This window comes from Lysobacter sp. Root690 (assembly GCF_001427785.1).
In the GTDB taxonomy this organism is placed as follows: domain Bacteria; phylum Pseudomonadota; class Gammaproteobacteria; order Xanthomonadales; family Xanthomonadaceae; genus Lysobacter.
The window spans coordinates 195978-219351 of record NZ_LMHM01000018.1; the positions used below are offsets into that span (position 1 = coordinate 195978).

A 23374-nucleotide genomic window follows, 5' to 3' on the forward strand; every position below is an offset into this window, starting at 1 on the left:
GCGCGGCGCGCATCTGCATCGCCCCACTCCACTGCGCGCGCCATCATGAAACCTTCGCCCTGGCTGGTCCGATCCGGCAATTCCGAACACGCGCTCCTGCGCTTGGTCGCATTTCCTTTTTCCGGGGGCAGCGCGAGTTCGTACGCGTCCTGGCGCAAATGGCTGAGCCCGCAGGTCGAGCTGTTGTGCGTGCAACCGCCCGGACGCGGCATGCGCATGGCCGAGCCGCTGATCCGCGACATAGACGACCTGCTGACGCAGTTGTTGCCCGACCTGCTGCCGCTGCTCGACCGGCCTTATCTGCTGTACGGCCACAGCAACGGCGCGCTGATGGCCTTTTCCGCCGCCAACCGCCTGCTGCAACTCGGCGCGCCGCCGCCACGCGCGATCGCATTGTCGGCCAAGTGTTCGCCTACCGTGGACCGCCCGCGCGAGCGGGTCAGCGAACTTCCGGACGATCGTTTTCTGGCCAAGCTGCGCAGCCTCAACGGCACGCCGCGCGAACTGCTCAACGACCCGGAGGTCATGCAACTGTTCTTCCCCGCGCTGCGCGCCGATTTCGCCCTCGGCGAGAACTTCCGCCTGCCGCCGCTGCATCCGGATCTGGCGCGGATCCCGGCGTTGATCCTGGCCGGGGAACAGGACGAAACCCGGGTCGAGGACGTGTTCGCCTGGGCCGATCTGTTCGCGGATGCGCAACAGGCGGCGATGACCGGCGGTCATTTTTTCATCAACACCAATCCGGGCTTCGCCCGCAGGCTGGACGCATTCGTGCGCGTGCACTGCCCGCCCGAAACCGAGCCGGTCGCGGGCTGAATGCATGGGCCGCGGCGCGGTCGGGCTATCGCACTCAAGCCGCGGGCTGCCGCGGCGGCCATCCGATGCGCGCGGCGTGGCGCAGGCAGGAACGCAGGATCAGCCGGTGAAACGGCGCGATCACCGCGATATACGCGCGGCCCAGGCGGTTGTGGCAATGCACCGCGGTCGAGACGATCAATCGCCTCCGCGCGACGGCCACGTCGGGCGGCTGGCACAGCACCGACAGCTTGAAATCCAGATGCTTGTCGTCTTCGCCCATCACGATCTCACAGGGCAGTCGTTCGTAGATGCGGAACATGCCGACGCGCTCGCCGCCATCCGCGCCGAGCCGGTGCAGTCGCCGCGCGGTCTTCAGCCCGAGACCCGCCACCAGCGCATCGCGCACGCGCATCAGCCCGCCGATCCAGGCCGGACTGCGCGCGAACACGAATCTCGCCAAGGTTTCCGGATCGCCGCAAGCCTCGTCCGGCAGCTCGATCGAATAGGCGTCGTACAAATCCATCGACGGGTACACGCCCGCCACCCGCGAATGCGGCGGCGGCACGACGTCGGTCACTCGATGCAGCGCAATCGACATGCTCCGGACTCCCTGGTTTCGGCCCGGTCCGCGGCCGCGCACCGTCGCCGACGTCAGTATCGTCCCATCGCCGCCGACATGCCTGCGACGCAGGGTCGCAGGCGCGACGCTGCACGCGCGCGCTCGACGCCTCATGCGTATGAGCGCGTCCAGACCCGATGGCGGCGCTGTGGCGGTATGCGCCGCCGCGATGCCCGCCATCGCCTCATCCATGATTCGTATTCGAATGCGAACCAGTGCTCGGCCTGCGAACCTTCGCCGCCGTGGTCGACGTCACGAGTCTTTCGCGGACAGGGCCGCATCGCCCCGATCCGTCTTCGCCCGCGCTGACCGGGCGGGAGGTCGCAACCGCCGATATCGCGCCGCGGCTCGCGCGCAACAAAAAGCCGCGTCCCAGGACGCGGCTTCACGGCATTCACCGGCAAGTTACTTGTCGCACCGCATACCCATCGGCCGCAAGCGACGAACCCAGCCGAAGATCGCGCCGGCGACATCGCCGGCGCGATCCAACCCTCAGAACTTGTAGCCGACCGTGAAGCTGTAGCTGCGGCCGAAGATGCTGGCGTAGTCGCTGGAATCGCCAAGGAAGCTGTTGGGATCGTAGAACGGCGTGCGATCGAACAGGTTCTTGACGGTGACGCCGACGTTGAGCTTCTCGGTCGGACGCCAGGTCAGGCTCAGGTTGGCCGTCCACCACGCCGGCACGCCGTCGCAATGAGACTTGGCCACCGGCAGGTAACCGGCGGTGCAGGTCTGCGGGTTGTTGTCCTCCGCGTCGATGCGTTCCCAGGCCCACTTGGTGGTGCCGACGTAGTTCACGAAGAAGCTGGTGCTCACCTGGCGGTAGTTCCAGTCGGCGTTGATCGTCGCGCGCAGACGCGGATTGCCGTAATAGCCGACGGTGTTGCCGTAGTACCAGCCGTTTTCGTCGTCCAGATACGCCTGGTTGCGGCGCGCGATGGTCGCGGCCAGACCGATGTTGAGGCTGCCCCACTCGCCCAGCGAGAAGCGGCTGCGCGCGTCGACGTCGAAGCCGTCGATCAGGGTGCGGCCCTTGTTCTTGTACTGGCCGACGACGCTGGCGACATTGCCGACGCTGTAGCCCGGCAGCGCGCCCGGACAGCTCACGCCGCTGGCCGGATCAGCGCACATCGCCGCCAGCGCGGCCACCGCGGCGCGGTCGGACTCGGTGATCGGCGAACGGGTCGACGACAGAATGTCTTCGTCCTTGCTGTAGTCCGGCGCGGCGATTTCGTTGCGGCGATAGATGAACCAATAATCGGCCGACACCGACAACCAGTCGAGCGGCTCGAACACGAAGCCCAGGGTGCCGATCTTGGCCTTCTCCGGCTTGAGATCCTGGTTGGGCTGGGTCATGCGCGCCACGGTGCGGCTGCAGTCGGCGTTGAGCAGCGAATTGCCCAGGTCGACGTCGCCACTGCGGCGCGATTGACGCAGCAGGTTGGCGATGGCGTTGGTTTCATCGCAGCGGACTTCGTCGCGGTAGCCGCCGAGCTGGGCGAACACGCCGCCGGTGCCGGACTCAGCCAGGCTCGGCGCGCGGAAGCCTTCCGAGTAGGTGCCGCGCAACAGCAGTTGCGGCAGCACCTGGTACTTCAGGCCGATCTTCGGCGCGACGTTGGCGCTGAAGTTCGGGTACTTGTCCACGCGCAGCGCGGCGTCGAGTTCGAGCTTGTCGGTCAGCGGCGCGACCGCCTCGGCGAACACGGCATAGGTGTTGCGCTTGCCGTCGAACCACGAGCCGCCCTGCTGGGTGATCAGGCCGTTGGCGGCGTCCGCGTTGCCCGGGGTGTAGAAGGTCTCGCGGCTGACGTTGAAGCCGAACGCGGCGCGCACTTCACCGGCCGGCAGCTTGAACAGCGGGCCTTCGATCTTGCCGTCGAGGGTGTGCAGGCGGGTCCACGACTGGATGTCGAAGGTCGGGAACGCGGCGCGGATCAGCGCCGCGTTGGCCTCGTTGATCTGACCGAACTTGTACGCTGGGTGGTCGGAGATGATCACCCGGCCCGTGCCCGGGTCGGTGGTATATGGGCCGAACGCTTTCTCGAAGCCTTCCAGATTGACGTTGATGGTCTGGTAGGTGGTCGAGTGGGTGCCTGCGGTGGCGAACGCGGTTTCCCAGTTCCAGTCGCCGATGGCGCCGCGCAGGCCGCCGAGCGCGCGATAACTCTTGTCGGTGTTGCGCTGACCGAAGTAGTTCGCGCCCGCGTCCTGCAACAGGTACTGCAGGCCCACTACCCCGCCCATCATCGCCTTGAGCTGCGGGCTGGCGTGGTTGTACTCATTGTTCGGGCCGAGGAAGGGATACAGGAACTGATTGACCGAGGTGCCGGTGTTGCGCGAGAACCAACTGGTCGGATTGCCGGTGGTGGTGCCGTAGGCGCGCGGCGTGCCGCCGTTGGCGCGCAGGTCGATGTCGGTGTAGGTCGCTTCGGCGAAGGCCTCGGTGCTGTCGCCGATCAGGAAGTGCGCGTTGACGTAGGCGGTGTTGCGTTCGGACTTGGCGCCGGCGTCGATCTCGTTGTTCATCCAGGTCTGCCAGATGCAACGCGGGCCCGCGGCTTCGGTGGTGAGCACGTTGTTGCAGCCCGGCGCGGGCTCCTGCACGCGCCGGCCGGTGACCGGATCGAAGGCGAAGTAGCTGCCGGGATTGAACACGCCCGGCTTGCTGCCGGTGCCCAGGCGCAGGTTGGTGAGGTAGTTCGGGTTGTTGAGGTAGTACTGGTTCGGACGCTTGTCGTAGAAATCGCTCAACGGGATCGCGTCGCGGCGGTACAGATTGACCGCGGCGTAGACGTTGTAGCGGTCTTCGTCGAGGTCGCCGAAACCGGCGGTGATGCTGGCCTGGTGCTCGCCGTAGGAATCGATGCGCGAGGACATGTCGGTGGTCAGGTTGACCTCCGCACCCTGGTAATTGCGCTTGGTGATCACGTTGATCACGCCGGCCACCGCGTCGGTGCCGTACACCGCCGAGGCGCCGTCGGTCAGCACCTCCATGCGTTCGATCGCTGCGGCCGGAATGGCGTCGATGTTGACGAACTGGGTCTGGAACCCGGCCGGCGCGCCGTAATACGACAGACGCCGACCGTTCAACAGCACCAGCGTGCCCTGCGCGCCGAGGCCGCGCAGATTGGCCTGCGAGGCGCCGTCGGAACCGGTGAACAGCGAGCGCGAATCCTGCTGCGCTGGCCGCGCCGCAGGCAGGTTGTCGAGCACCTGCAACAGGGTGCGCGCGCCCATGTTCTCGATGTCCTGCTTGCTGACGATCTGCACCGGCGATGCGGTTTCCACGTCGGTGCGGCGGATGTTGGAACCGGTGACTTCGACCCGCGACAGCTCGGTGGTCTTGTCCTTGCTGTCCGTGCCGGCCGCGCCATCCTGTGCGGCAGCGAGGGACATGTGACCCAGCAGCGCGACGGCCAGGGCCAGCGACAACGGGGTGGCGGGGATGCGGTTGGCGCGTTGACGGCGCGTACGGCGGCTTGCGGGCAACATCGGAACTCTCCTGGCAGGACTGCGGCGCGGATGGCGAACGAAGGGCAACAGCGATCCCGGGCCGCGGCCGGATGGCCGCAGTCGGTTTGGGCGGGGGAGGAGCGGTGTTACGGGTTCGGTTAGTGGTTCGGTGTTAGGGATTCGATGTGGGTGGTTCGGTGTCGCGTGTTGCGGTTATGGATTCGGATGGTTCATGGCGCGACGATGCTGGCGCTGTCGCCCTCCTGGCCGATCAGCACGGCGTTGGCCCAGTTCGCGCAGACCTGCGCGGGTTGGTTGCCCTGTGCGCCTAAGGTGCGCAGGCTCAAGGACGACAGACCGCGGATGTCGAGTTCCGGCTTGACCACGCCGGGCGCCTTCACCAAGCCACTGTCGTAAAGCAGGCGCTCGTCGCCCCAGACCTGGAACTGCAGACCGCCGGCGGCGCGACAGGCATCGTCGATGCCGAGATCGGCGCGCAATACACGCCACTGACCTTGCAGGCGCAGATCGATACGGCTGGCCGGGCCGACGCCCAGGCCGCGGCGGAACAGCAGACCGTTCATGCGCAGCGCATCGTCGCCGCGAAACGCACGATCGGCATGCACCTGGCTCTTCAACGTGGCCGGTAACGGCAACTCGGACAGGTAACGCTGCTGCGCCGGACGCTCGGGCTCCTGGTGTTCGAGGATATGGAAACTCGACAATGCGATCGGGCCGACATCGCGCGGCTGCAGCGCATCGACCGCGCGCGCCGCATTGGCTTGCGCCGCGGTGACCATCGGATCGGTCGCCGACGCGCCATCACCCTCGGGGTTCTGCACGCTGAGCACGCGGAAGCGCAACAACCGGCCGGCGCGCGCGGGGAACTCGATTCGCTGCGGTTCCTGCTTGAGCTGCAGATGACCACGCGCGATCGGTTCGCCCCATTCGCCGTTGCTGTCGCCCAGGTACACCTCGTAGTCGCGGACCTGACCGTGCTTCCAGTTCTTGTCGTTGCGCGGCGCGATTTCGATGCCGTCGATCAACTTGCGTTCGCCGAATCCGATCGACCATTCGTGCGCGCCGGTACGCACGGCCTGATTACGCACGCTGCGGAACCACGTCGCGGGATCGTCGTCGAACGCATTTTCCAGCGCATGCCCGGGTTCTTCGGCCGGACGATTGACCACCAGCAGACTGTCCGCCGGCAACGCGCGGCCGAGCGCCGGCGCGGCCGGGAACGCATCGTCGCCGGGCGCCGCGGCGATGGCGATATCGAGCGCGAACTGCAGCGGCTTGCGAATATCGACCGCGGCGGTACGCACATGCACGCTGCCCTTGCGTTCGGCTGGATCGAAATACCAACCTTCGCTCGCCGCCTGCAACGCGGCGGCATCAGCCAGCTTCGGCAGCGCGCGGCCGTCGACCGACACCGCGCGCGGCGCCTGCCGGCTGAGCACGCGCAAGCCGTAGCGACGTTGCGGCAGCTGGCCCTGGTACTGACCCTGCACCGCGTCGATCCGCACACTGACCGGGCCACTGCCCTGCGCCGGCGCGTTCATGCGCACTTGCTGAGTGCTTGACTCGCCCTGCTCGTAACGACGCGTGTTGCCATCGTCTTCGTACATCGTGTACTGCGAATCGCCCTGCGGGTATAGGTCGAAAGTGATTTCGTCGAGCGGCTTTTCGCCGTCGAACAGCATCGCCGGATGCATCGGCACGATCGCGCCGGCGCGGACGAACAACGGCAGCGTGGCGAGGTCAACCTGGCGGTCGAGTTCGCGACCGGCGGCGCCGGCCTGCACGCTGCGCCCGTCCCAGTAATCGATCCAGCGGCCGGCCGGCAGATGGATACCGCGCCGCCAGCCACGGCTCGCGGCCTGACTGCGGTACACCGGCGCCACCAGCAGATCGCGACCGAGCAGGAACTGATACTTGTAGGCCTCGTCGCGCGCATGCGGATCTTGCGGGTAATCCCACATCAACCCGCGCACCGGCGGCGCGCCGGTCTGCGCGGCGTCGTGGGTGAGGCCGTACATGTACGGCGTCAGCCGCATCTTCAATTTCAGATAATCGCGATTGATGCTGCGGTACGGCTCGTCGAACCACCACGGATGCTTGCGCGCGTTCGACGACCAACCCGACATGCCCATGAGTACCGGCGTGAACGCCTTCCACTGCAGATCGCGGGTATAGGTTTCGGCGCTGCCACCGAAGATCGCATCGACGTCGCCGGTGGCGTAAGCCATGCCCGACAGGCCCGAACCGATCAGGGTCGGCACATGCCAGCGGATATAATCCCAGCTCGCGCTCTGATCGCCGGTCCAGGCCACTGCATACCGCTGGATGCCGGCCCAGCCCATCACTGTCCACAGGAACGGGCGCGAATCGGAGTTGTGCAGGATGCCGTTGAACGCCGATTGATTGGCGTCCATTGCGAACTGGTAGCCCTTGCCGGTCCAGGCCACGTCGAGCTTCTGCACCCGGCTGCCGGCGGTGCCGACTTCCCAGGCGATCTTGTCGACGCCGTTCTCGGTCCACAGGCCAGTGCGGAAGCCGTATTTCGCCAGCCCCTTCACCGTCTCGGGCAATTGTTTGTAACCGCAGCCGTAACCGTCGTTGGGCAGGATCCAGCCGCCGGGCATGTCGTGTTCGCGGTACTGGCGCGCGACGCTCTCGACTACATCGATCGTGGTGCCGGTCGGACCGTCGCGCCAGCCTTCGGGCACGGTGCCGGGTTTCTTGCCGTTGTCGCCGTCGTTGTAGCAATCGGCGTCGCCGTACGACAGCGCCCAGCGCGGCAACAGGCCGGGACGGCCAGTCAGTTGTGTGTAACGTTCGAGCAGGCGCGGCAGTTCGCCGACGAAGTAATAGGCGTCGAAGCGATCTTCGCGATGCAACAACGTGGATTGATCGGGCTGGCGCAGATCGTAACTGCCGTCGCTCCAGGTGTTGCGCAACATGCCCCAGCCGCGCGAGCTCAGCAGCATCGGCGCCGGGCTCGGGCGATCGCCTTCTTCCCAACCGCCGGAATACGACACGTCCAGTTCGCGGCCTTTGAATTGGTAACGGCCGTTCTGCTGGCCTCCGCCGTAGAACGCTTCGTCGGCCTGCGACGACAGCACTTGCACGCTCTGGGTCGCATCGAGATCCAGCGGTTGCAGTTCCTGCCACAGCGAGGTGCGGCGCTCGCCGTCGATACGTTCCAGCCGCAGCTTCAACGGTTGCCGCTGCACGTGCAGCACCAGCGCGCCGGTGCGCACGCGCACTTCGGCGGCGTCTTCCTCGAGCGTGGCGTCAACCTTGGCCGCCGTTTGCGGCAGCGGCAGCACGATCGGCGCGGCCTTGTCGCCGGCCGGGGTCAACTTGCCGCTACGTCCGGCCTGCACCCGCACGATGTCGTCGGCCAGCACCTCGATGCGCAGCACGCTGCCGGTGTCGGTGCTCAGTTCCCAGCCCGGCGTCGCGCCGGCATCGGCGCGGACCGCGTGCAGATTGCCGACCGGCTCGGCCGCAACCGGCAGCGCCGACAGCAACAGCGCGGCCGGGATCGTGATCGAGAGCATCGTTCTCGACAAACTCGCGATCGGCGGACACGGACGACGCATGCGGAATTTCACCTTGCCCCCAAGGAGCCCGCTCGGCGGGCATACGAAACCTGTTGCGGCCGACTCTAGGGCAGTGATTCGAAAGCTGTCAATGAATTGAAAGAAAAAAGGAAGAATTTATCGGGCAAAACGAAAGATTGTGCAATGCAATACTTTCTAAACATGGCAAAAATCCCTGTTAAGCACGCAACGAAAGCTTATCCAAGTCGATCTTTCGTTTTTTCCGAGCCGGTGCTGAGAATAAGCTCGTTCGGCCAATTTCTTTTGTTTTACTTTCGATAATTGACATTCCGAAAGAAAACGCAGATCGTCACCGCGCTCAACAGGGATTCTCCATGGACCTCACCCCGCTCCCCGACTCGACCGCCTGGCAGCGCCTGGGCGGAGCCGATACCGCCGCCGAAATCGCCCAGCAACCGGCTTTATGGGACGAAATGGCCGGCGATCTGGCGCAGGTGCAAGAACGCGTGCAAGCCTTTCTCGGCGACTGCCTCGACGACCCGCGCCAGCGCGTGCTGTTCACCGGCGCCGGCAGTTCGGGCTTCATCGCCGATCTCGTCGCCGACAGCATCAACGCGCAATGGCCGGCCGAAGTGCGCGCGCTGCACACCACCAACCTGCTGACCCATCCGGCGCTGTACCTGCAGCGCGACCGCCCGACCCTGCTGGTGTCGTTCGGCCGCAGCGGCTCCAGCCCGGAAAGCGTGGCCGCGGTCGAACTGGTGCGCGCGCAGGTCGAGCACGCGCGCTTTCTCGACATCACCTGCAATCCCGACGGCGAACTCGCGCGCCGCGGCGCCGGCCGCGACGACACCTGCACCGTGCTGATGCCGGCGGCGAGTTGCGACCGCGCCTTCGCCATGACCAGCAGCCTGAGCTGCATGCTGTTGACCGCGCTCAGCGTGTTCGACCGCGCGCCGTGGCCGCGGCGGATCGAACGCCTGCAACAACTGGCCGCGCTCGCGCGCGAAGGCCTCGCGCAGTGGGACGCACCGGTCGCGGCCTTGGCCCAGCGGCCGTTCAACCGTGTGATCTATCTGGCCAGCGGCCCACTGGAAGCCTTGGCGCGCGAAGCCGCGCTGAAGGTGCTCGAACTCACCGCCGGCCGCGTTCTGGCGTTGGCCAATACGCCGCTGGGGTTTCGTCACGGGCCCAAGTCCACGCTCGACGATCAAACCTTGGTGGTGGTGATGCGCAGCAACCACGCGCTCGCACGCCGTTACGAACACGATCTGCTCGACGAGCTGCGCCGCGACGGCGTGGCCGGACAGGTGCTGTCGATCGGCCCGCACGCCGATATCGGTGGCGACGACGACCACAGCCTGCACGTGCCAGCGCTGGAGGACACGTGGCTGGCGCCGGTGTGGCTGACCTTCGCGCAGATGTACGCGCTGCAACGTTCGGCCGCGCTCGGCCTGACTCCCGACAATCCCTTCCCGGACGGCACCGTCAACCGGGTGGTCAAGGGCGTCACCATCCACCATGGCTGACGCCGCCGCTCCCGCGATCCGCTACGGCATCGACATCGGCGGCACCAAGATCGAATTGGTCGCCTGCGATGCCGCGCTGGAAGTGCGCCATCGTCGGCGCATCGCCACGCCGCAGGGCAAATACCCGGCGTTCCTGACAGCGCTCGAAGCGCTGGTCGCCGCGGCCGACGCCGAACTCGGACTCGCCGATACCGCGATCGGCATCGCCCTGCCCGGCGTGCGCGACCCGCGCAGCGGCCGTCAGCTCAGCGCCAACGTGCCGGCCTTGACCGGCCGCACCGTCGCCGCCGACTTGCAGTCGCGACTGCAACGACCGCTGCACTTCGGCAACGATCTGCAATGCTTCGCGCTGTCCGAAGCGCATGGCGGCGCTGCCGAAGGGTATCCGAGCATGTTCGGCGCGATCCTCGGCACCGGCGCGGGCGGCGGTTATTGCCTGCACGGTCGATTGGTGACCGGCTTCAACGGCCTGGCCGGCGAATGGGGCCACTGGAGCGTGCCGGGGCAACTGCTGCAACGCTATGCGCTGCCGGTGCTGGACTGCGCCTGCGGTTTGCGCGGCTGCGTCGAGCGCTATGTCTCGGGCAGCGGCCTGGTCGCGCTGCACCGTCATTTCGGCGGCGAAGCGGACGACGCCGCCGCCGTGCTCGCCCTGGCCGACGCGGGCGATGTGCGCGCGCGCGAGGTGATGGCGATCCATCTGGATCTGCTCGGCCACAGTCTGGCCAAGCTGGTGCTGGTGCTGGATCCGCACGTGATCGTGCTCGGCGGCGGTCTGTCGCAACACGCACCGCTGTACGGCGTGTTGCCGGCGGCGGTCGCCGCGCATCTGTTCGATGGCGTGCAGGTACCGCCGATCGTGCCGCCGCGCTTCGGCGGCGCCGGCGGCGCGCGCGGCGCCGCGTTGCTGGCGTGGGCGCCGGCCTTGTCCTGAGTTTCCCGGCTCGTACCGAGTCGTCCTGAATCGCGTTGGAGTTTCGCCATGTCGTCCGTGCAATCGCTGATCGCCTCCCACCGCCAGGGCCGCAACGTCGGCCTGTACAGCGTGTGCTGCAGCAACGAACTGGTGCTGCGCGCCGCGATGGAGGTGGCCCGCCGTCATGACACTTTGCTGCTGATCGAAGCGACCTCCAACCAGGTCGACCAGTTCGGCGGCTACACCGGCATGACCCCGCCGCAGTACCGCGACTACGTGCTGACCTTGGCGCGCGAAGAAAACTTCCCGGCCGATCGGCTGGTGCTCGGCGGCGATCACCTCGGCCCCAACGCCTGGCAGAAGCAGCCGGCCGAAGAAGCCATGGCGCATGCGCGGGTGCTGATCGAAGCTTATGTGGCCGCCGGTTTCCACAAGATCCATCTGGATTGCAGCATGTCCTGCGCCGACGATCCCACCCCGCTGCCCGACGCGACCGTCGCCGCGCGTTCGGCCGAACTGGCGCGCATCGCCGAACGCACCGCCGCCGCGCACGGCCTGCCGCCGCCGGTGTACGTGATCGGCACCGAAGTGCCGATCCCCGGCGGCGAAGCCTCGCTGGCCGGCGGCCTCGCGGTGACCACGCCGCAAGCCGCCGAACAGACCCTGACGATCCACCGCGACGCCTTCGCCGCGCCCGACCTGGCGTCGGCGTGGGAACGCGTGATCGCGATGGTGGTGCAGCCGGGCGTCGACTTCGACCACAGCAGCGTGCACGACTACGATCCGCTCGCGGCGCGGGCCCTGGCCGATTTTCTCGAACGCCAGCCGCGCATCGTGTTCGAAGCGCACTCCACCGATTACCAGCGCGAGGACGGCCTGCACGCGCTGGTGCGCGATCACTTCGCCATCCTCAAGGTCGGCCCGGCCGCGACCTTCGCCTATCGCGAGGCGCTGTTCGCGCTGGCCGCGATCGAAGCCGAACTGCTGCCGCCGGAGCAACGCTCGAACCTGCCGCGGGTGCTCGAACAATGCATGCTCGACAACCCGCGCCACTGGCAGCAGCACTACCACGGCGACGAGCACGAACTGCATCTGCTGCGCCTGTACGCGCTCAGCGACCGCTGCCGCTACTACTGGGGCGAACCGGCCCTGGTCGCCGCGGTGCAGCGCCTGTTCGACAATCTGCGCGCGCATGCGCCGCCGCTGTTCCTGCTGAGCCAGCACCTGCCCGAGCAATACCGCGCGGTGCGCGCCGGCACCCTGGCCAACACACCCGAGGCGCTGGTGCGTCATCGCATCGGCCTGTGCCTGGACGAATACGCCCGCGCCTGCTCGGCGAACACGGCCGGTGAGCGCGGTGCCGGTGAACGCGCCGCCGCCGCGGCGAACGGCTAATCTTCGACCTTCAGCGCTTCGACTTTCATGGCGGACCCACCGATGGCCATTCGCAACACCCGCGCCCGCCGGCAACAGATCCTGCAATGCCTGATCGAACTCGGCTCGGTGCAGGTGGCCGAGCTGGTCGAGCGCTTCGGCGTGTCGGCGGTGACCATCCGCGCCGACCTGAGCCATATCGAATCGCAGGGCCTGGCCACCCGCACCCACGGCGGCGCCGCGCTGGTGCGCACGCCGCCGCAGGAACAGGACATCCACGAGAAGGACGCGCTGAACCTGCCGCTGAAAGAGCGCATCGGCGCGCGCGCCGCGCAACTGGTGCAGGCCGGCGACAACATCATCATCGACTCGGGTTCCACCACCATGACCCTGGCACGCCATCTGCGCGGCCATCGCGACGTCACGGTGATGACCAACGGCCTCAACATCGCCTGGGAACTCGCCAACGCGCCCGGCGTCGACGTGCTGCTCAGCGGCGGCGTGCTGCGCAAGCAATCGCTGTCGCTGCAGGGCAGCCAGGCCGAGGCCAGCCTCAATGCCTACAGCTTCGACACCTTGTTTCTCGGCGTGGACGGCCTGGACCTGCAGTTCGGCCTGACCACCCACGACGAGGCCGAGGCGCGCCTCAACCATCGCATGGTCGAACACGCGCGCCGAATCGTGGTGCTGACCGACGCATCGAAATTCGGCCGGGTCAGCCTGCACCGCATCGCCCGCCTCGATCAGATCCACGCCATCATCACCGACGCCGGCATCGACGAGCGCTATCGCGAAGGCCTGCAGCAACTGGGCATCGAAGTGATCATCGCCGAGGCGACGCCGTGACCGAATTGCATCACCTGCAAGGCCGGATCCTGACGTCAGAGGGTTGGCGCGTCGGCCGCATCGGCTTCGACCGCCAGATCCGCACCATCGAAGAGCGCGCGCTCGAAGCGCGCGCGTTCGAAAGCGGCGGCGACGAATTCATCATCCTGCCCGGCTTCATCGACCTGCACGTACACGGCGCCGCCGGCGTCGACCTGATGCAGGGCGGCGACGCCGCGCGCACCGTCGCGCGCGCGCACGTGCGTTACGGCACCACCGCCCTGCTCGGCACCACCATGACCGCGGCGGAACCCGATATCGTGCACGCGCTGCGCGGCCTCGCCACCGCCATCGCCGAACCCGATCCAAATGCCGCGCGCGTGCTCGGCGTGCATCTGGAAGGACCGTTCATCAGCCCGCAGCGTCTCGGCGCGCAACCGCCGCTGACGGTGGAAGCCACCCTGGAATCGGTGCAACGCCTGCATGCGATGGCGCCGATCAAGGTGTTGACCTTGGCGCCGGAGATCGGCTCGCACACCGAGTTGATTCCGCAATTGAGCGCTATGGGCATCCGCGTCCAGATCGGCCACAGCGCCGGCAGTTACGAAGACGGCGTCGCCGCGCTGCGCGCCGGCGCGGTCGGCTTCACCCATCTGTTCAACGGCATGACCGGCGTCGACCACTACAAACCCGGCATCGCCGCGGCCGCGCTGGCCCATGCCGAATACGCCGAGCTGATTCCCGATCTGCAGCATGTGCATCCCGGCGCGATCCGCCTTGCCGTGCGCGCCATTCCGCGCCTGTACGCGGTCACCGACGCGACCGCCGCGACCGGCATGCCCGACGGCGAATACGCGCTGGGTTCGCAGCGCGTGCACAAATGCCTCGGCTGCGTGCGCCTGGCCAGCGGTTCGCTGGCCGGCAGCGCGCTGACCATGGATCAGGCGCTGCGCAATCTGGTCGAGGTCGGCCTGGATCTCGCCGACGCCGCGCATCGCGTCTCCACCTTCCCGGCCGATTACCTGGGCCTGTCCGACCGCGGCCGCATCGCGCCCGGCGCCTGCGCCGATTTCGTGGTGTTGGACGCGCAGTTGCGCATCGTCGAGGTATATGTCGCCGGGCGCGCGATCGCATTGTCCTGATATCCGCCGCGGGCGCGCCGGCAGACGCGCCAGACACGCCAAGCGATCCACAGAACAGCGACAGTTTCCGTGCCTTTGCGGTGCAAGTTCGCGCCGACAAAGCCACTTGGCACATGCCACTCGCCCGCGTTCGAGTTCTAGTTCGAGTTCGAGTGATTCGGGCCCGGAACGTGTCGCCGCGCGCACACGACCTCGCGCCGCGCAGGTTTCGCAGACTTGATCGCAGTAAAATCGGGCACAAGCCGCTAAAATTTTCCGCTTTCGCAATAACCGGGGAAAATCTAATGACCGTCTTCTCGAGATCCGCGCTCGTCGCGGCCCTGTGCCTGGCGTCCGCTCAGGCGATGGCGCAGCAACCGCGCAGCCATACGTATCTGGAAGCCGGCTACGTCGCCCAGAAGATCGAATCCGGCGGCTCGGATCCCCAGCTCAAGCTCGACGACATCGATGTGGACGGCGCGTATGCCGCCGGCTCGGTCGAACTGGGCAGCCGATTCTTTCTGAGCGGCGGCCTGCACAAGGGCAATGGCGATATCGACCTGCGCTTCGACGGCGCCAGCCTGGCGAACCTCGATGTCGACGCGCAGCAGGTCGTCGTAGGCATCGGTTATTTCCAGCCGATCAACGAGCGGCTGGAATGGACCGCCGAGCTGGCCTATCAGAACACCCGGCTCGAATTCGAGAACGACAACCTGGCGTTTCGGGAAAAGATCGATGGCGACGACTACCGGCTCTCGCTCGGCCTTCGCGGCGATCTCAGCGAAAACCTGGAGGGCTGGGTCAAAGGCAGCTACACCGACGGCGACGTCTACGAGCAGGAGTTCAGCGGCACGGTCGGTGTCTTGCTGAAGATCAACCCGATCTGGGGCCTGGTCGCCGAAGGCAACGCGGGCGCCGGCAATCATCGCTATACGATCGGCTTCCGCGCGAGCTTCTGAGCGACCTTGGTTTTGTCTCCAACGCGCTACACAAGCAGGCGGCAGCAACTGTAATCAGCGCAAAAAAGACGGAAGGCACTGGCCTTCCGTCTTTTTGGTAAATGCATCACTGAACTGGACAACGACCAGGGACGCGACGTCGTCATCGGCGAAGTCGTCGCCGAATCTGAAAGGACCGTTCATCGCCCGCTGCACCAGCACCGACCTGGCGATGCCGGACGCGCATTTGCGCATCGTCCAGATGCATGTCGCCAGGCGGGCTGCCGCCTTGTCATGGCGTCCGCCCCGGCGCCATGCGCGCGCGAATCACAAGCCGATAAACCAACGCCGCAACAAGCGCAAGCCAGGGCGTCGAGCCGCGCATGATCGCGGACGGCCTAATTAACCACCCGCATCCATTGCTGCGCCGTCATGCTTATCTTTCCGGCGCCCATTGACGCGCGCAAGGCGCCGAGCTCATCGACCTGATGCAGCGTCATCGGATACGCAGGCACGCCATTGCGCCAGACGAACGGAACCTGCGCCGCCTGAGCCGGACCGAGCGTGCTTCCGGCCGCGCCGCTGTCTCCTTCCCAACGGGCCCACACGACGCCGCGATCGAGGAAGGTCGCCTGCTGCGACGACACCGGCATGTACTGGGTATCGCTCGCAAACAGCACATGGCGAACGCCGAAGGCCCGGATCGCGCCGGTGTAACGCGAATCGTCGGGATCGGTCTGATTGTTCCGCAGCGGGGTGAACACACCCCAGAACAGGCTGCGCTCGACCTGGACCGCGCCGCCTTCGGTCGACACCGAGCCATTCAACACCACATCGAACTTGTAGGTCGGCGAGCTGCCCTCGAGTTTGGAACGCAGCGCCGGATTGGCCTGAACGACAGCGTCGCGGGTGGCCTTCATGATCCGCGCATTGGAGCTGTCGACGTACAGGTTGTACGCATGCACGTCTCCGCCGCGCAAACGCGGCATGCGGTCTTGCAGGTCGCGATAGTGGTTGTGATGCAGGGTCACCGTATACGACGAAATCCCTTCGAGATCGTTGGAGCCGATCAGGTGCCCCTTCTTCTGCGGCAGCGAGATGTCGATGATCTGCTGTTTGGTGAAGAAACCGCGCAGGAAGTCGTACATCGCATTGGCCGATCGATTGGCTTCGAGGTAATCGAACTGGCGTGCTACAAAGCTGCCCGGCCCACTGGCCGGAGGAACGGTTTCGATCCACGACACGGTGATGTTGTTCGCGCCCTTCTTGATGTCGAGCACACCGTCGTAGGCTTTAGTGAAACTGCAATGGTCGATCCAGATGCCCGAGGTCACGCCGCCGCCGTCGCCGAGGGTGACGAAATCCCAATCGTTGCTGTCGTAATCGCCGCGCGTCCCCTCGTCCCATTCCCACAACTCGTCGAAGCGCAGATTGCGCAACACCAGATTGGTTCCGCTTTTGATGTTCAGCTCGACATGCCGCAGGGTCGATCCGTTCTTGGAATAGATCGTCAATCCGTTGAAGTTCGTCACATCGAGCAGGGACACGCCGCTGGCGATCAACGAGGGATGCTTCTTGGGTGCCTTGTTCTGGCGCAGCAGCCCATCGGCGCGGGCCGCGTCGTCGACTTCGTTCCAGCCCATGTCGAGATCGTTGGCGATCTCGATGACCTTGACCGGCGTGGCGCTCGACGTGCGCGCGGCGCGCAGCGCGGCGATGAAACCCGCCGGCGTGGTCACGCGCCGGTACTTGGCGTCGGTTTCGGCGATATAGCCGCCGCCGGTGACGCTGGCCGCCGCATAGCCTTCGATGTTGTACATCGAAATACCCGCCGCCGCGGCCGGCATGAGGCTTGCGACAACGAATATCAGCGACGCAATCAAGCATCGGCCACTGATGAAGCCGCGGCCGCGCCGTTGCCTGGCACGGTGGCGCAAGCGTGACGAGGATGCTGGAACGACTGCGCGCGCGATCTGCAGCACACGACGACTGGCGACGGTTTGCATGTGGACTCCAGTGACCGCGCGCGGCACGCGTGGTCGGATGGTTGATCTATGGATCGGGACAGCGGGCCGGCATGCCGTCGCGCTGTCCGGCGATGGCCTCCGAAAACGCCCGCGATGCCCGCGAGTCGGCGGCTGCGGACGACGGCATCGGCGCGGCGTTCGCGACGCGGCCTTACCTGATCGTGCAGGCCCCTGGAACCGGCGATATTTCACCGGGTTCGCCGCTGGTCAGCCCGAGATACTCGACGCATTTGCGCCCGGAGGTCGAAACGCTGGTAAGCACGGCCTTGTCGCCGGCCACGCCGTTGGCGTAGCGCGAGTTGATGCCGGCGATCGCGCCGGTCTCGGTGGCGACCACATTGCTGACCTGCACGGTGCGGCTGTACTGGGTCGAGCAATTGCCGCATGAGCGGTACAACTTTCCGGCTTTCTCGATCTCGAAGTATTCGATCTTCATCGTGCCCGGGCCGTTGTGCTGGAAGACCTTGTCCTTCGCCAGCCGCGCCCCGCCGCCCTGGATGAGAAACACGTCGGATGCCTTGTTGTTCTTGAAGGTCGCCGCGTCTTCGCCGACATCGTCCCAATAGACCTCCGACAGCGTGCAGGTGCCGTAGCAATGGATACCATCGCCGCCGCGGCCGCGATAATCGCGGTTGGTTCCGGATTTAGAACCGTCGCCGATCACCACGTTCCTGAGCACCGCGTTGTTCCTCAGGATGAAGGTCGGCTTCTGCTTTTCGGTCTGGTCGCCGGGATCGCCGACATAACGCACCGCGGTGCCGGCGGCGCAGTTGTTGCGCTGGGCCGCATCGTAGGTCTCGCCATCGACGGTGATGGTCTTGATAGCGCTGCCGCTGCCTATGTCGATGGTCTTGCACACGTTCGGAAGATCCAGCGCGAAGCAGGAAGGAGACACCAACAGCAGCGCCAGATAGATGCAGTGCCGGAAGCTTTGTACTTGGTTCATGATCGAACTCTCCTTCAGCAGGTTGATTGGAATGTCATCCGTGCTGCATCGACGTCGTCGCATGGCTGCAGCGGGCGTCAGTTATAGGAAGCTCATACGGCGCAGCATGATGATGCGAGTCACAACGCCCGCATCGGATCGCTGTCCCGGCGATGTCCCCGGACAAGCGCGTTGTCCGGGGACAAGCGTTCAATGCCGCGTTGCGGGTCGTTGCGCGCAACCGCGCGGCCAGTCGATTCGATGGTTTTTTCCTGGCGCACACGATCGTTGCGTCCACGATGTCGGTCGCAACGGAACAGACGAATTCGACGGTTCGATTCGACGATCGGATCGCGACTGTTGACGCAGCGCACGAAAGCGCCGGTGCGGCGTATGACGCCGGTTCCAGATCAGCCCCGTCTTAGGCTAATTCAGCGATATTCCCGCATCGCAGCATGCGCCGCGTAAGGGCCTCTGCTAGCGTATGACTACCGGTGTCATATTCTGGCGATCAGGATGATGCAAGACGACATGTCCAGGGCGAAACGCGCGCGTGGGCTTCGTGGCGGGACATCGAGCGGATCGACGCTCGCGAACCGCATGGCGCTGGCCGGGGCGTCGACCGTCGACGACATCGCGCGGCTGGCGAATGTCTCGACCAAGACGGTTTCGCGGGTGATCAACAAGTCGCCCTTGGTCAATGCCGAGACCCGCAACCGCATCCTGGCGTTGATGAGCGGCCTGCATTATCCCAGCGGCAGTCAAATGCCGGTCGTAGCGGCCTCGCGACCGAAGTTGATCGGACTGGTCTACGACAACCCCACCGCGCACTACGTCATCGACATTCAGCGCAGCGTGCTCGACGCCTTGAAGGACACCGGCTTCGAACTGGTCGTACATCCCTGCGACAGCAATCGCTCCGATTACGTCGACGGCGTACGCCGTTTCGCCCTGCAGCACAAATTGCACGGGTTGATCCTGATTCCGCGCGTTTCGGAGGATGAACTGCTGGCGACGGCGCTGCGCGAAACCGGCTGCCGCTATGTCCGCGTCGCCTCGATTCCATTGGACGACCCGATGCGCACCGTGCTGACGCGCGATCGCCAGGCCGGTATCGAAGCCGCCCAACACCTGCTTTCGCTGGGACATCGGCAACTGGGCGTGATTACCGGGCCACGGCGCTATCGCTCATCGATCGAACGCGCGGAAGGTTTCGCCCAGCATCTGGCCGAAAGCGACGTCGGGCTGCCGTCGAAGTGCGTGTATCTGGGCGGCTATACCTTCGAGTCCGGCGTGGCCGGCGCGGAGTATCTATTGGCGCAGACGCCGCGCCCGACCGCGATCTTCGCCTGCAACGACGAGATGGCGGCGGGCATCTACAAAGCGGCCATGCGTCTGGGGCTGTCGATCCCGGACGACCTGTCGGTGGTCGGTTACGACGACAGCCCGCTGGCGTCGCAGCTATGGCCCAGCCTGACCACCATCCACTTGCCGGTGTCCGATGTCGGACGCCTGGCTGTGCAATCGTTGCTGGGTCGCCCGGCAGCGGACAAAGCCGCGGCCGCGATCGTCGGTTGGCAGGCGGCGGTGACGCCTCGCCTCACCATTCGCGACTCCACCGGGGTACCGATCGGGCATCCAGCGGATGCGTACTGAATTCGCCGCAAACCCGCCGTTGCCTCGAACCGTCAGCGTTTGCGCCTGTAGACGACGATGATGCTCAGGTCTTGCGCACCGATCTGGCGAAGGCCATGGCGGCTGCCGTTTCGGGTCAGCACCGCATCGCCGGCAACGACCTTGCTTCGTTTTCCATCCAGCATCAGCTCTCCCTGCCCCGACACGATGTAATAAATCTCGTCCTTGTCGTTGGTGTGTTCGCCGATCGACGCGCCGGGATGCAGCGCGCGTCGGCGAAACACGATGTCGAAATCGCTGGCCTGTTCGAAGAACGGATACGCGGTCGTCGTGCCCTCGCCTTCGTGCGGCCCAGGCTGCTGCACCGCGATGTCGGCGGCCCGCTCGACATACGAATCCGAGCGCAATGACTGATCGCGATCGGCGGCCAGGGCCGTGGGTGCCGCGATCGCCGACGCAATGACGACGGCATGTTTGAAGACCTGGAGATTCACGATGAAAGCTCCCTATGGAGGTCAGCGAGCCAGCCAGCCTCCGTCGACCGGCAGGATCGCGCCGTTGACGTAATCCGAAGCGCGGCTGGCCAGAAACACCGCCGCGCCGCCGAGATCGGAGGGCTCGCCCCAGCGCCCGGCCGGAATCCGCGCGAGGATGTCGCGGTTGCGCGACTCGTCGGCACGCAGTTGCGCGGTGTTGTCGGTGCTCATATAGCCCGGCGCGATCGCGTTGACGTTCAGCCCCTTGCCGGCCCATTCGTTGGCGAGCAGACGAGTGATTCCGGCCAGGCCGGATTTGCTGGCGGTGTAGGAAGGAACGCGGATCCCGCCCTGGAACGACAGCATCGAGGCGATGTTGATGATCTTGCCGCGCCCGCCGGCAATCATGTGCTTGCCGGCGGCCTGGGCGAGAAAGAACGCGCTCTTGAGATTGACGTTCATCACCGCATCCCAATCGGCCTCGCTGAAATCGATCGCGTCCATGCGCCGGATCAGGCCGGCGTTGTTGACCAGGATGTCGATGCCGCCCAGCGTCCGCACCGTGTCGTCAACGATGCGCGCGATCGGTTCCAGGCTCGACAGGTCGGCCTGGATCGCATGCGCGCGCCGGCCCAGGCCGCGCACCTGCTCGACGGTGTCCTGCGAGGAGCCGCTGGCGACGCAGGCGATGTCGGCGCCGGCCTGCGCGAGCGCGAGCGCGATGCCCTGACCCAGTCCGCGATTGGCGCCGGTGACCAGGGCGACTTTGCCGCTCAGGCTGAAAGGGTTGTCGTGACTCACGCGCGCATCCTCACTTGAGCTGGCAGATGTCGAGTTGATGCATGTCGGTGTAGTCGAGGTTCTCTCCGCCCATCGCCCAGATGAAGCAGTAGTTCTTGGTGCCCGAGCCCATGTGGATCGACCACGGCGGCGAGACCACGGCCTCGTCGTTGCCGATCACCAGATGGCGCATGTCGGCCGGTTCGCCCATGAAATGCATGACCCGCTGATCGCCCAGATCGAAGTAGAAATACACCTCCGAACGACGATCGTGCAGATGCGGCGGCATGGTATTCCACACGCTGCCCGGCTTGAGCACGGTCAATCCCAGCAGCAACTGGCACGAGCGGCAGGTGGCCGGAACGATGTACTGATAGATCGTGCGTTCGTTCGAGGTTTCCAGTGCGCCGCGCTGCAGCGGCACGGCCTGGTCGATCGAGATATGCACGGTCTCGAAGCGCGCGTGCGCCGGCGTCGACGCGAGATAGAACTTGGCCGGCTGCGCGGCATCGGCCGAGGCGAACGTCACTTCGGCGCTTCCCATCGGCACGTACAAGCCGTCTCTGGGTTGCAGCAAATAGCTTTGCCCATCGACCAGGACCGTACCGGCGCCGCTGCCGACGTTGACGATGCCCAGCTCGCGACGCTCGAGAAACGGCTTGCCCGCGGCCGAGGCCGGTTCGCTATGGACCGGCAGACTGACCGGCGCGTGCGTGGGCGCCGCGCCGCCGATCACGAAACGTTCGTTGTGCGAATAGTTCAGGCGTACCTCGCCCTCGGCGAACAGATCGCCGATCAGATAGCGATCGCGCAGTTGCTGGTTGCTGGCGCCGGCCATCATGTCCGGGTGGGTCGCGTGATACGTCTTTTGGAACATCGGGGAACTCCCTGGAAGCGGGTGCGCACGGCGCGGCATCGGTTTCGAGCGATTCTAGTCCCGAAAGGTAACCGGTGTCATTAGTCTGGACAAGGGCTGCCCGAAGGGTGTTGGCGGTCGGAATTCATGGCCGCGGACCTGCCTGGCCGGCAACCCGACGGGCGAGGCATCGCGGTTCGGCATGCGTAGCGTTGTGATCGCGTTCGCTACGCCGCATTCGCCACGGGATTGGTCTGCGACGCGACGCCAATCGGTGGCCGGCGTTCTATTGCGCAGCCGCTCGCGAGCGACGCGCAGTCACAGGCTCAGGAGGGTGCGTGTTTAGCGCCATCGCTGTCGACGCGGCCGTACTTGCGCTCGCTCAGTACGCCGGCGGCTGACAGGAATCGCGCACGATCAGATGCGGCCGCACGCTGGCCGACGCCACCACCGCGGCGGCGCCGGACTCGGGCTGCAGCAGCATCGAGGCGGCGATCCGGCCCATGTCGCGCACCGGCAGACGCACCGAACTGAGCGCCGGCCACAGCCGCGATGCCAGCGGGCTGTCGTCGAAACCGATCACCGACAATTGCTGCGGAATGCTGATGCCCGAGCGCAGCGCGACCTTGTACACACCCGCGGCCATTTCGTCGTTGCCGGTGAAGATCGCGCTGGGCCGCTGACTGCCGGAGAGCAGCAGTTCCGCCGCCGCGACGCCCGATTCGAAGGTGTAACCGGCCTCGACGATGCGCGTGGACGGCAGTTCTATGCCGCGCTTGGCCAGCGCATCGACGAAACCGGCGGTGCGCTCGTGGGCCGAGCGGTAGCTGGACGGACCGGTGATCAGGGCGATGTCGCGATGACCCAGCGATTGCAGGTAATCGGCCGCTTCGGCGGCGCCGTCGCGGTCGTGGGTGATGACCATGCGCGAGGCTTCGTCCAGCGACACCGAGGCGATGCGCGAGTAGCGACAGCCGATGTCGGCAAGCATGTCAGCCAGCGCCTGATCTTCCGACACGCGCGGCACCAGCATCACCCCGTGCAGCTTCTGCTGCTGGACGAAGCGGCGCACGCCGTCGATATAGCCCGGGCTGCGGCTGTCGCAAGGATGCACGACCAGCTCGAAGCCCGAATCGCGGATCGCGTCGAGCGCGCCGTACTGCATGTTGACGATGTATTGCGCGGTCGGATTGTCGTAGACCATGCCGATCAGGAACGAGCGGCGGAACGCCAGCCCGCGCGCGAACGGATCGGGCGTGTAGTTGAACTCGCGCATCACCGCTTCGACCCGCTCGCGGGTCTCTTGATGCACCAGCGGCGATTGGTTGAGCACCCGCGACACGGTCTTCTTCGATACGTCGGCCAGGCGCGCGATGTCGTTGATCGTCTTGGCCCGATCCGGGACCGTCCGCGCCTGGGCCGGAACAGGTGCTTCAGTTTTCTTGCGCGGCATGGGCGACGGAACCGGAGGAGCGTTGCGGGGATTCTAGCCCGCATCGCCGGTTCGGGGCGCCCGGCCCTGCCCTCGCG

At 66.0% G+C, this 23374-nt stretch carries 19 protein-coding genes; 8 read left to right on the forward strand and 11 right to left on the reverse strand.

Going from position 1 to position 23374, the window contains the following annotated elements; all coding sequences use genetic code 11:
* The first annotated feature begins 45 nt into the window (after window positions 1-45).
* Window positions 46-816, forward strand: a complete 771-nt coding sequence (locus tag ASD86_RS24025; protein WP_056116842.1) for an alpha/beta fold hydrolase — start codon at window positions 46-48, stop codon at window positions 814-816.
* A 34-nt stretch (window positions 817-850) separates the two neighbouring features.
* On the opposite strand, the gene ASD86_RS24030 is transcribed toward ASD86_RS24025, so the two are convergent.
* The 3 genes from ASD86_RS24030 to ASD86_RS24040 form a co-directional block, all read right to left on the reverse strand.
* On the reverse strand, window positions 851-1597 hold the full coding sequence (locus ASD86_RS24030; RefSeq protein ID WP_200957301.1) for a DUF2867 domain-containing protein: 747 nt from the start codon (window positions 1595-1597) through the stop codon (window positions 851-853).
* A 312-nt stretch (window positions 1598-1909) separates the two neighbouring features.
* Window positions 1910-4816: a TonB-dependent receptor gene (locus ASD86_RS24035; protein ID WP_200957312.1), complete on the reverse strand. Its 2907-nt coding sequence runs from the start codon at window positions 4814-4816 to the stop codon at window positions 1910-1912.
* A gap of 287 nt (window positions 4817-5103) precedes the next feature.
* The gene (locus ASD86_RS24040) at window positions 5104-8439 is read right to left on the reverse strand and encodes a TIM-barrel domain-containing protein (protein WP_200957302.1); all 3336 of its coding nucleotides are present in this window, start codon (window positions 8437-8439) and stop codon (window positions 5104-5106) included.
* 377 nt (window positions 8440-8816) lie between these two features.
* On the opposite strand from ASD86_RS24040, the gene ASD86_RS24045 reads away from it, so the two are divergent.
* The 6 genes from ASD86_RS24045 to ASD86_RS24070 all read left to right on the forward strand — a co-directional run bounded on the left by ASD86_RS24045 (window position 8817) and on the right by ASD86_RS24070 (window position 15166).
* Complete coding sequence (locus ASD86_RS24045; RefSeq protein ID WP_056116851.1) at window positions 8817-9971, forward strand: SIS domain-containing protein; 1155 nt, start codon at window positions 8817-8819, stop codon at window positions 9969-9971.
* A complete protein-coding gene (locus ASD86_RS24050; protein WP_056116853.1) occupies window positions 9964-10905 on the forward strand; it encodes an ROK family protein in 942 nt (313 codons plus the stop codon). Before ASD86_RS24045 ends, ASD86_RS24050 begins: the two co-directional genes overlap by 8 nt.
* 48 nt (window positions 10906-10953) lie before the next feature.
* Window positions 10954-12282 carry a D-tagatose-bisphosphate aldolase, class II, non-catalytic subunit gene (locus ASD86_RS24055; protein ID WP_056116855.1) on the forward strand — a complete coding sequence of 443 codons (1329 nt, stop codon included), beginning with the start codon at window positions 10954-10956 and terminating at the stop codon, window positions 12280-12282.
* Between the two features lie 48 nt (window positions 12283-12330).
* The gene (locus tag ASD86_RS24060; protein ID WP_056117386.1) at window positions 12331-13107 is read left to right on the forward strand and encodes a DeoR family transcriptional regulator; all 777 of its coding nucleotides are present in this window, start codon (window positions 12331-12333) and stop codon (window positions 13105-13107) included.
* Window positions 13104-14228, forward strand: a complete 1125-nt coding sequence (gene nagA / locus ASD86_RS24065) for an N-acetylglucosamine-6-phosphate deacetylase (RefSeq protein ID WP_056116857.1) — start codon at window positions 13104-13106, stop codon at window positions 14226-14228. The genes ASD86_RS24060 and nagA overlap by 4 nt, the downstream gene beginning before the upstream one ends.
* A 284-nt stretch (window positions 14229-14512) precedes the next feature.
* Window positions 14513-15166 carry an outer membrane beta-barrel protein gene (locus tag ASD86_RS24070; protein WP_056116859.1) on the forward strand — a complete coding sequence of 218 codons (654 nt, stop codon included), beginning with the start codon at window positions 14513-14515 and terminating at the stop codon, window positions 15164-15166.
* A gap of 54 nt (window positions 15167-15220) precedes the next feature.
* Here ASD86_RS24070 and ASD86_RS24075 read toward each other — a convergent pair whose 3' ends face one another.
* The 4 genes from ASD86_RS24075 to ASD86_RS24090 form a co-directional block, all read right to left on the reverse strand.
* Entirely contained in the window at window positions 15221-15400 is a 180-nt protein-coding gene (locus ASD86_RS24075; protein ID WP_056116861.1) for a hypothetical protein, read from the reverse strand.
* 143 nt (window positions 15401-15543) lie between these two features.
* Window positions 15544-16965 carry a hypothetical protein gene (locus tag ASD86_RS24080; protein ID WP_162253730.1) on the reverse strand — a complete coding sequence of 474 codons (1422 nt, stop codon included), beginning with the start codon at window positions 16963-16965 and terminating at the stop codon, window positions 15544-15546.
* A 358-nt stretch (window positions 16966-17323) separates the two neighbouring features.
* The gene (locus tag ASD86_RS24085; protein WP_056116865.1) at window positions 17324-18118 is read right to left on the reverse strand and encodes a pectate lyase; all 795 of its coding nucleotides are present in this window, start codon (window positions 18116-18118) and stop codon (window positions 17324-17326) included.
* Between the two features lie 119 nt (window positions 18119-18237).
* On the reverse strand, window positions 18238-18471 hold the full coding sequence (locus tag ASD86_RS24090; RefSeq protein ID WP_056116866.1) for a hypothetical protein: 234 nt from the start codon (window positions 18469-18471) through the stop codon (window positions 18238-18240).
* 226 nt (window positions 18472-18697) lie between these two features.
* Here ASD86_RS24090 and ASD86_RS24095 point away from each other — a divergent pair, with 226 nt between their 5' ends.
* Window positions 18698-19753 (forward strand): LacI family DNA-binding transcriptional regulator, encoded by a 1056-nt coding sequence (locus ASD86_RS24095; protein WP_056116869.1) that lies wholly within the window; start codon window positions 18698-18700, stop codon window positions 19751-19753.
* A gap of 32 nt (window positions 19754-19785) precedes the next feature.
* Here the strand turns inward: ASD86_RS24095 and ASD86_RS24100 are convergent, their stop codons facing one another.
* The 4 genes from ASD86_RS24100 to ASD86_RS24115 form a co-directional block, all read right to left on the reverse strand.
* Window positions 19786-20226 carry a cupin domain-containing protein gene (locus ASD86_RS24100; protein ID WP_056116870.1) on the reverse strand — a complete coding sequence of 147 codons (441 nt, stop codon included), beginning with the start codon at window positions 20224-20226 and terminating at the stop codon, window positions 19786-19788.
* Window positions 20227-20247: 21 nt separating this feature from the next.
* Window positions 20248-21009: a 2-dehydro-3-deoxy-D-gluconate 5-dehydrogenase KduD gene (gene kduD / locus ASD86_RS24105; RefSeq protein WP_056116872.1), complete on the reverse strand. Its 762-nt coding sequence runs from the start codon at window positions 21007-21009 to the stop codon at window positions 20248-20250.
* Between the two features lie 10 nt (window positions 21010-21019).
* Window positions 21020-21865: a 5-dehydro-4-deoxy-D-glucuronate isomerase gene (gene kduI / locus ASD86_RS24110; protein WP_056116873.1), complete on the reverse strand. Its 846-nt coding sequence runs from the start codon at window positions 21863-21865 to the stop codon at window positions 21020-21022.
* A 361-nt stretch (window positions 21866-22226) separates the two neighbouring features.
* Window positions 22227-23297, reverse strand: a complete 1071-nt coding sequence (locus ASD86_RS24115) for a LacI family DNA-binding transcriptional regulator (RefSeq protein ID WP_056116875.1) — start codon at window positions 23295-23297, stop codon at window positions 22227-22229.
* Between the last annotated feature and the right edge of the window lie 77 nt (window positions 23298-23374).

Bases quoted from the DNA above. Each gene is read 5' to 3' on its own strand.
- ASD86_RS24025 (WP_056116842.1), top strand. From the start codon at position 46: ATGAAACCTTCGCCCTGGCTGGTCCGATCCGGCAATTCCGAACACGCG.
- ASD86_RS24030 (WP_200957301.1), bottom strand. From the start codon at position 1,597: ATGGCGGGCATCGCGGCGGCGCATACCGCCACAGCGCCGCCATCGGGT.
- ASD86_RS24035 (WP_200957312.1), bottom strand. From the start codon at position 4,816: ATGTCCCTCGCTGCCGCACAGGATGGCGCGGCCGGCACGGACAGCAAG.
- ASD86_RS24040 (WP_200957302.1), bottom strand. From the start codon at position 8,439: ATGCTCTCGATCACGATCCCGGCCGCGCTGTTGCTGTCGGCGCTGCCG.
- ASD86_RS24045 (WP_056116851.1), top strand. From the start codon at position 8,817: ATGGACCTCACCCCGCTCCCCGACTCGACCGCCTGGCAGCGCCTGGGC.
- ASD86_RS24050 (WP_056116853.1), top strand. From the start codon at position 9,964: ATGGCTGACGCCGCCGCTCCCGCGATCCGCTACGGCATCGACATCGGC.
- ASD86_RS24055 (WP_056116855.1), top strand. From the start codon at position 10,954: ATGTCGTCCGTGCAATCGCTGATCGCCTCCCACCGCCAGGGCCGCAAC.
- ASD86_RS24070 (WP_056116859.1), top strand. From the start codon at position 14,513: ATGACCGTCTTCTCGAGATCCGCGCTCGTCGCGGCCCTGTGCCTGGCG.
- ASD86_RS24075 (WP_056116861.1), bottom strand. From the start codon at position 15,400: ATGCGCAAATGCGCGTCCGGCATCGCCAGGTCGGTGCTGGTGCAGCGG.
- ASD86_RS24080 (WP_162253730.1), bottom strand. From the start codon at position 16,965: ATGTACAACATCGAAGGCTATGCGGCGGCCAGCGTCACCGGCGGCGGC.
- ASD86_RS24085 (WP_056116865.1), bottom strand. From the start codon at position 18,118: ATGAACCAAGTACAAAGCTTCCGGCACTGCATCTATCTGGCGCTGCTG.
- ASD86_RS24095 (WP_056116869.1), top strand. From the start codon at position 18,698: ATGGCGCTGGCCGGGGCGTCGACCGTCGACGACATCGCGCGGCTGGCG.
- kduI (WP_056116873.1), bottom strand. From the start codon at position 21,865: ATGTTCCAAAAGACGTATCACGCGACCCACCCGGACATGATGGCCGGC.
- ASD86_RS24115 (WP_056116875.1), bottom strand. From the start codon at position 23,297: ATGCCGCGCAAGAAAACTGAAGCACCTGTTCCGGCCCAGGCGCGGACG.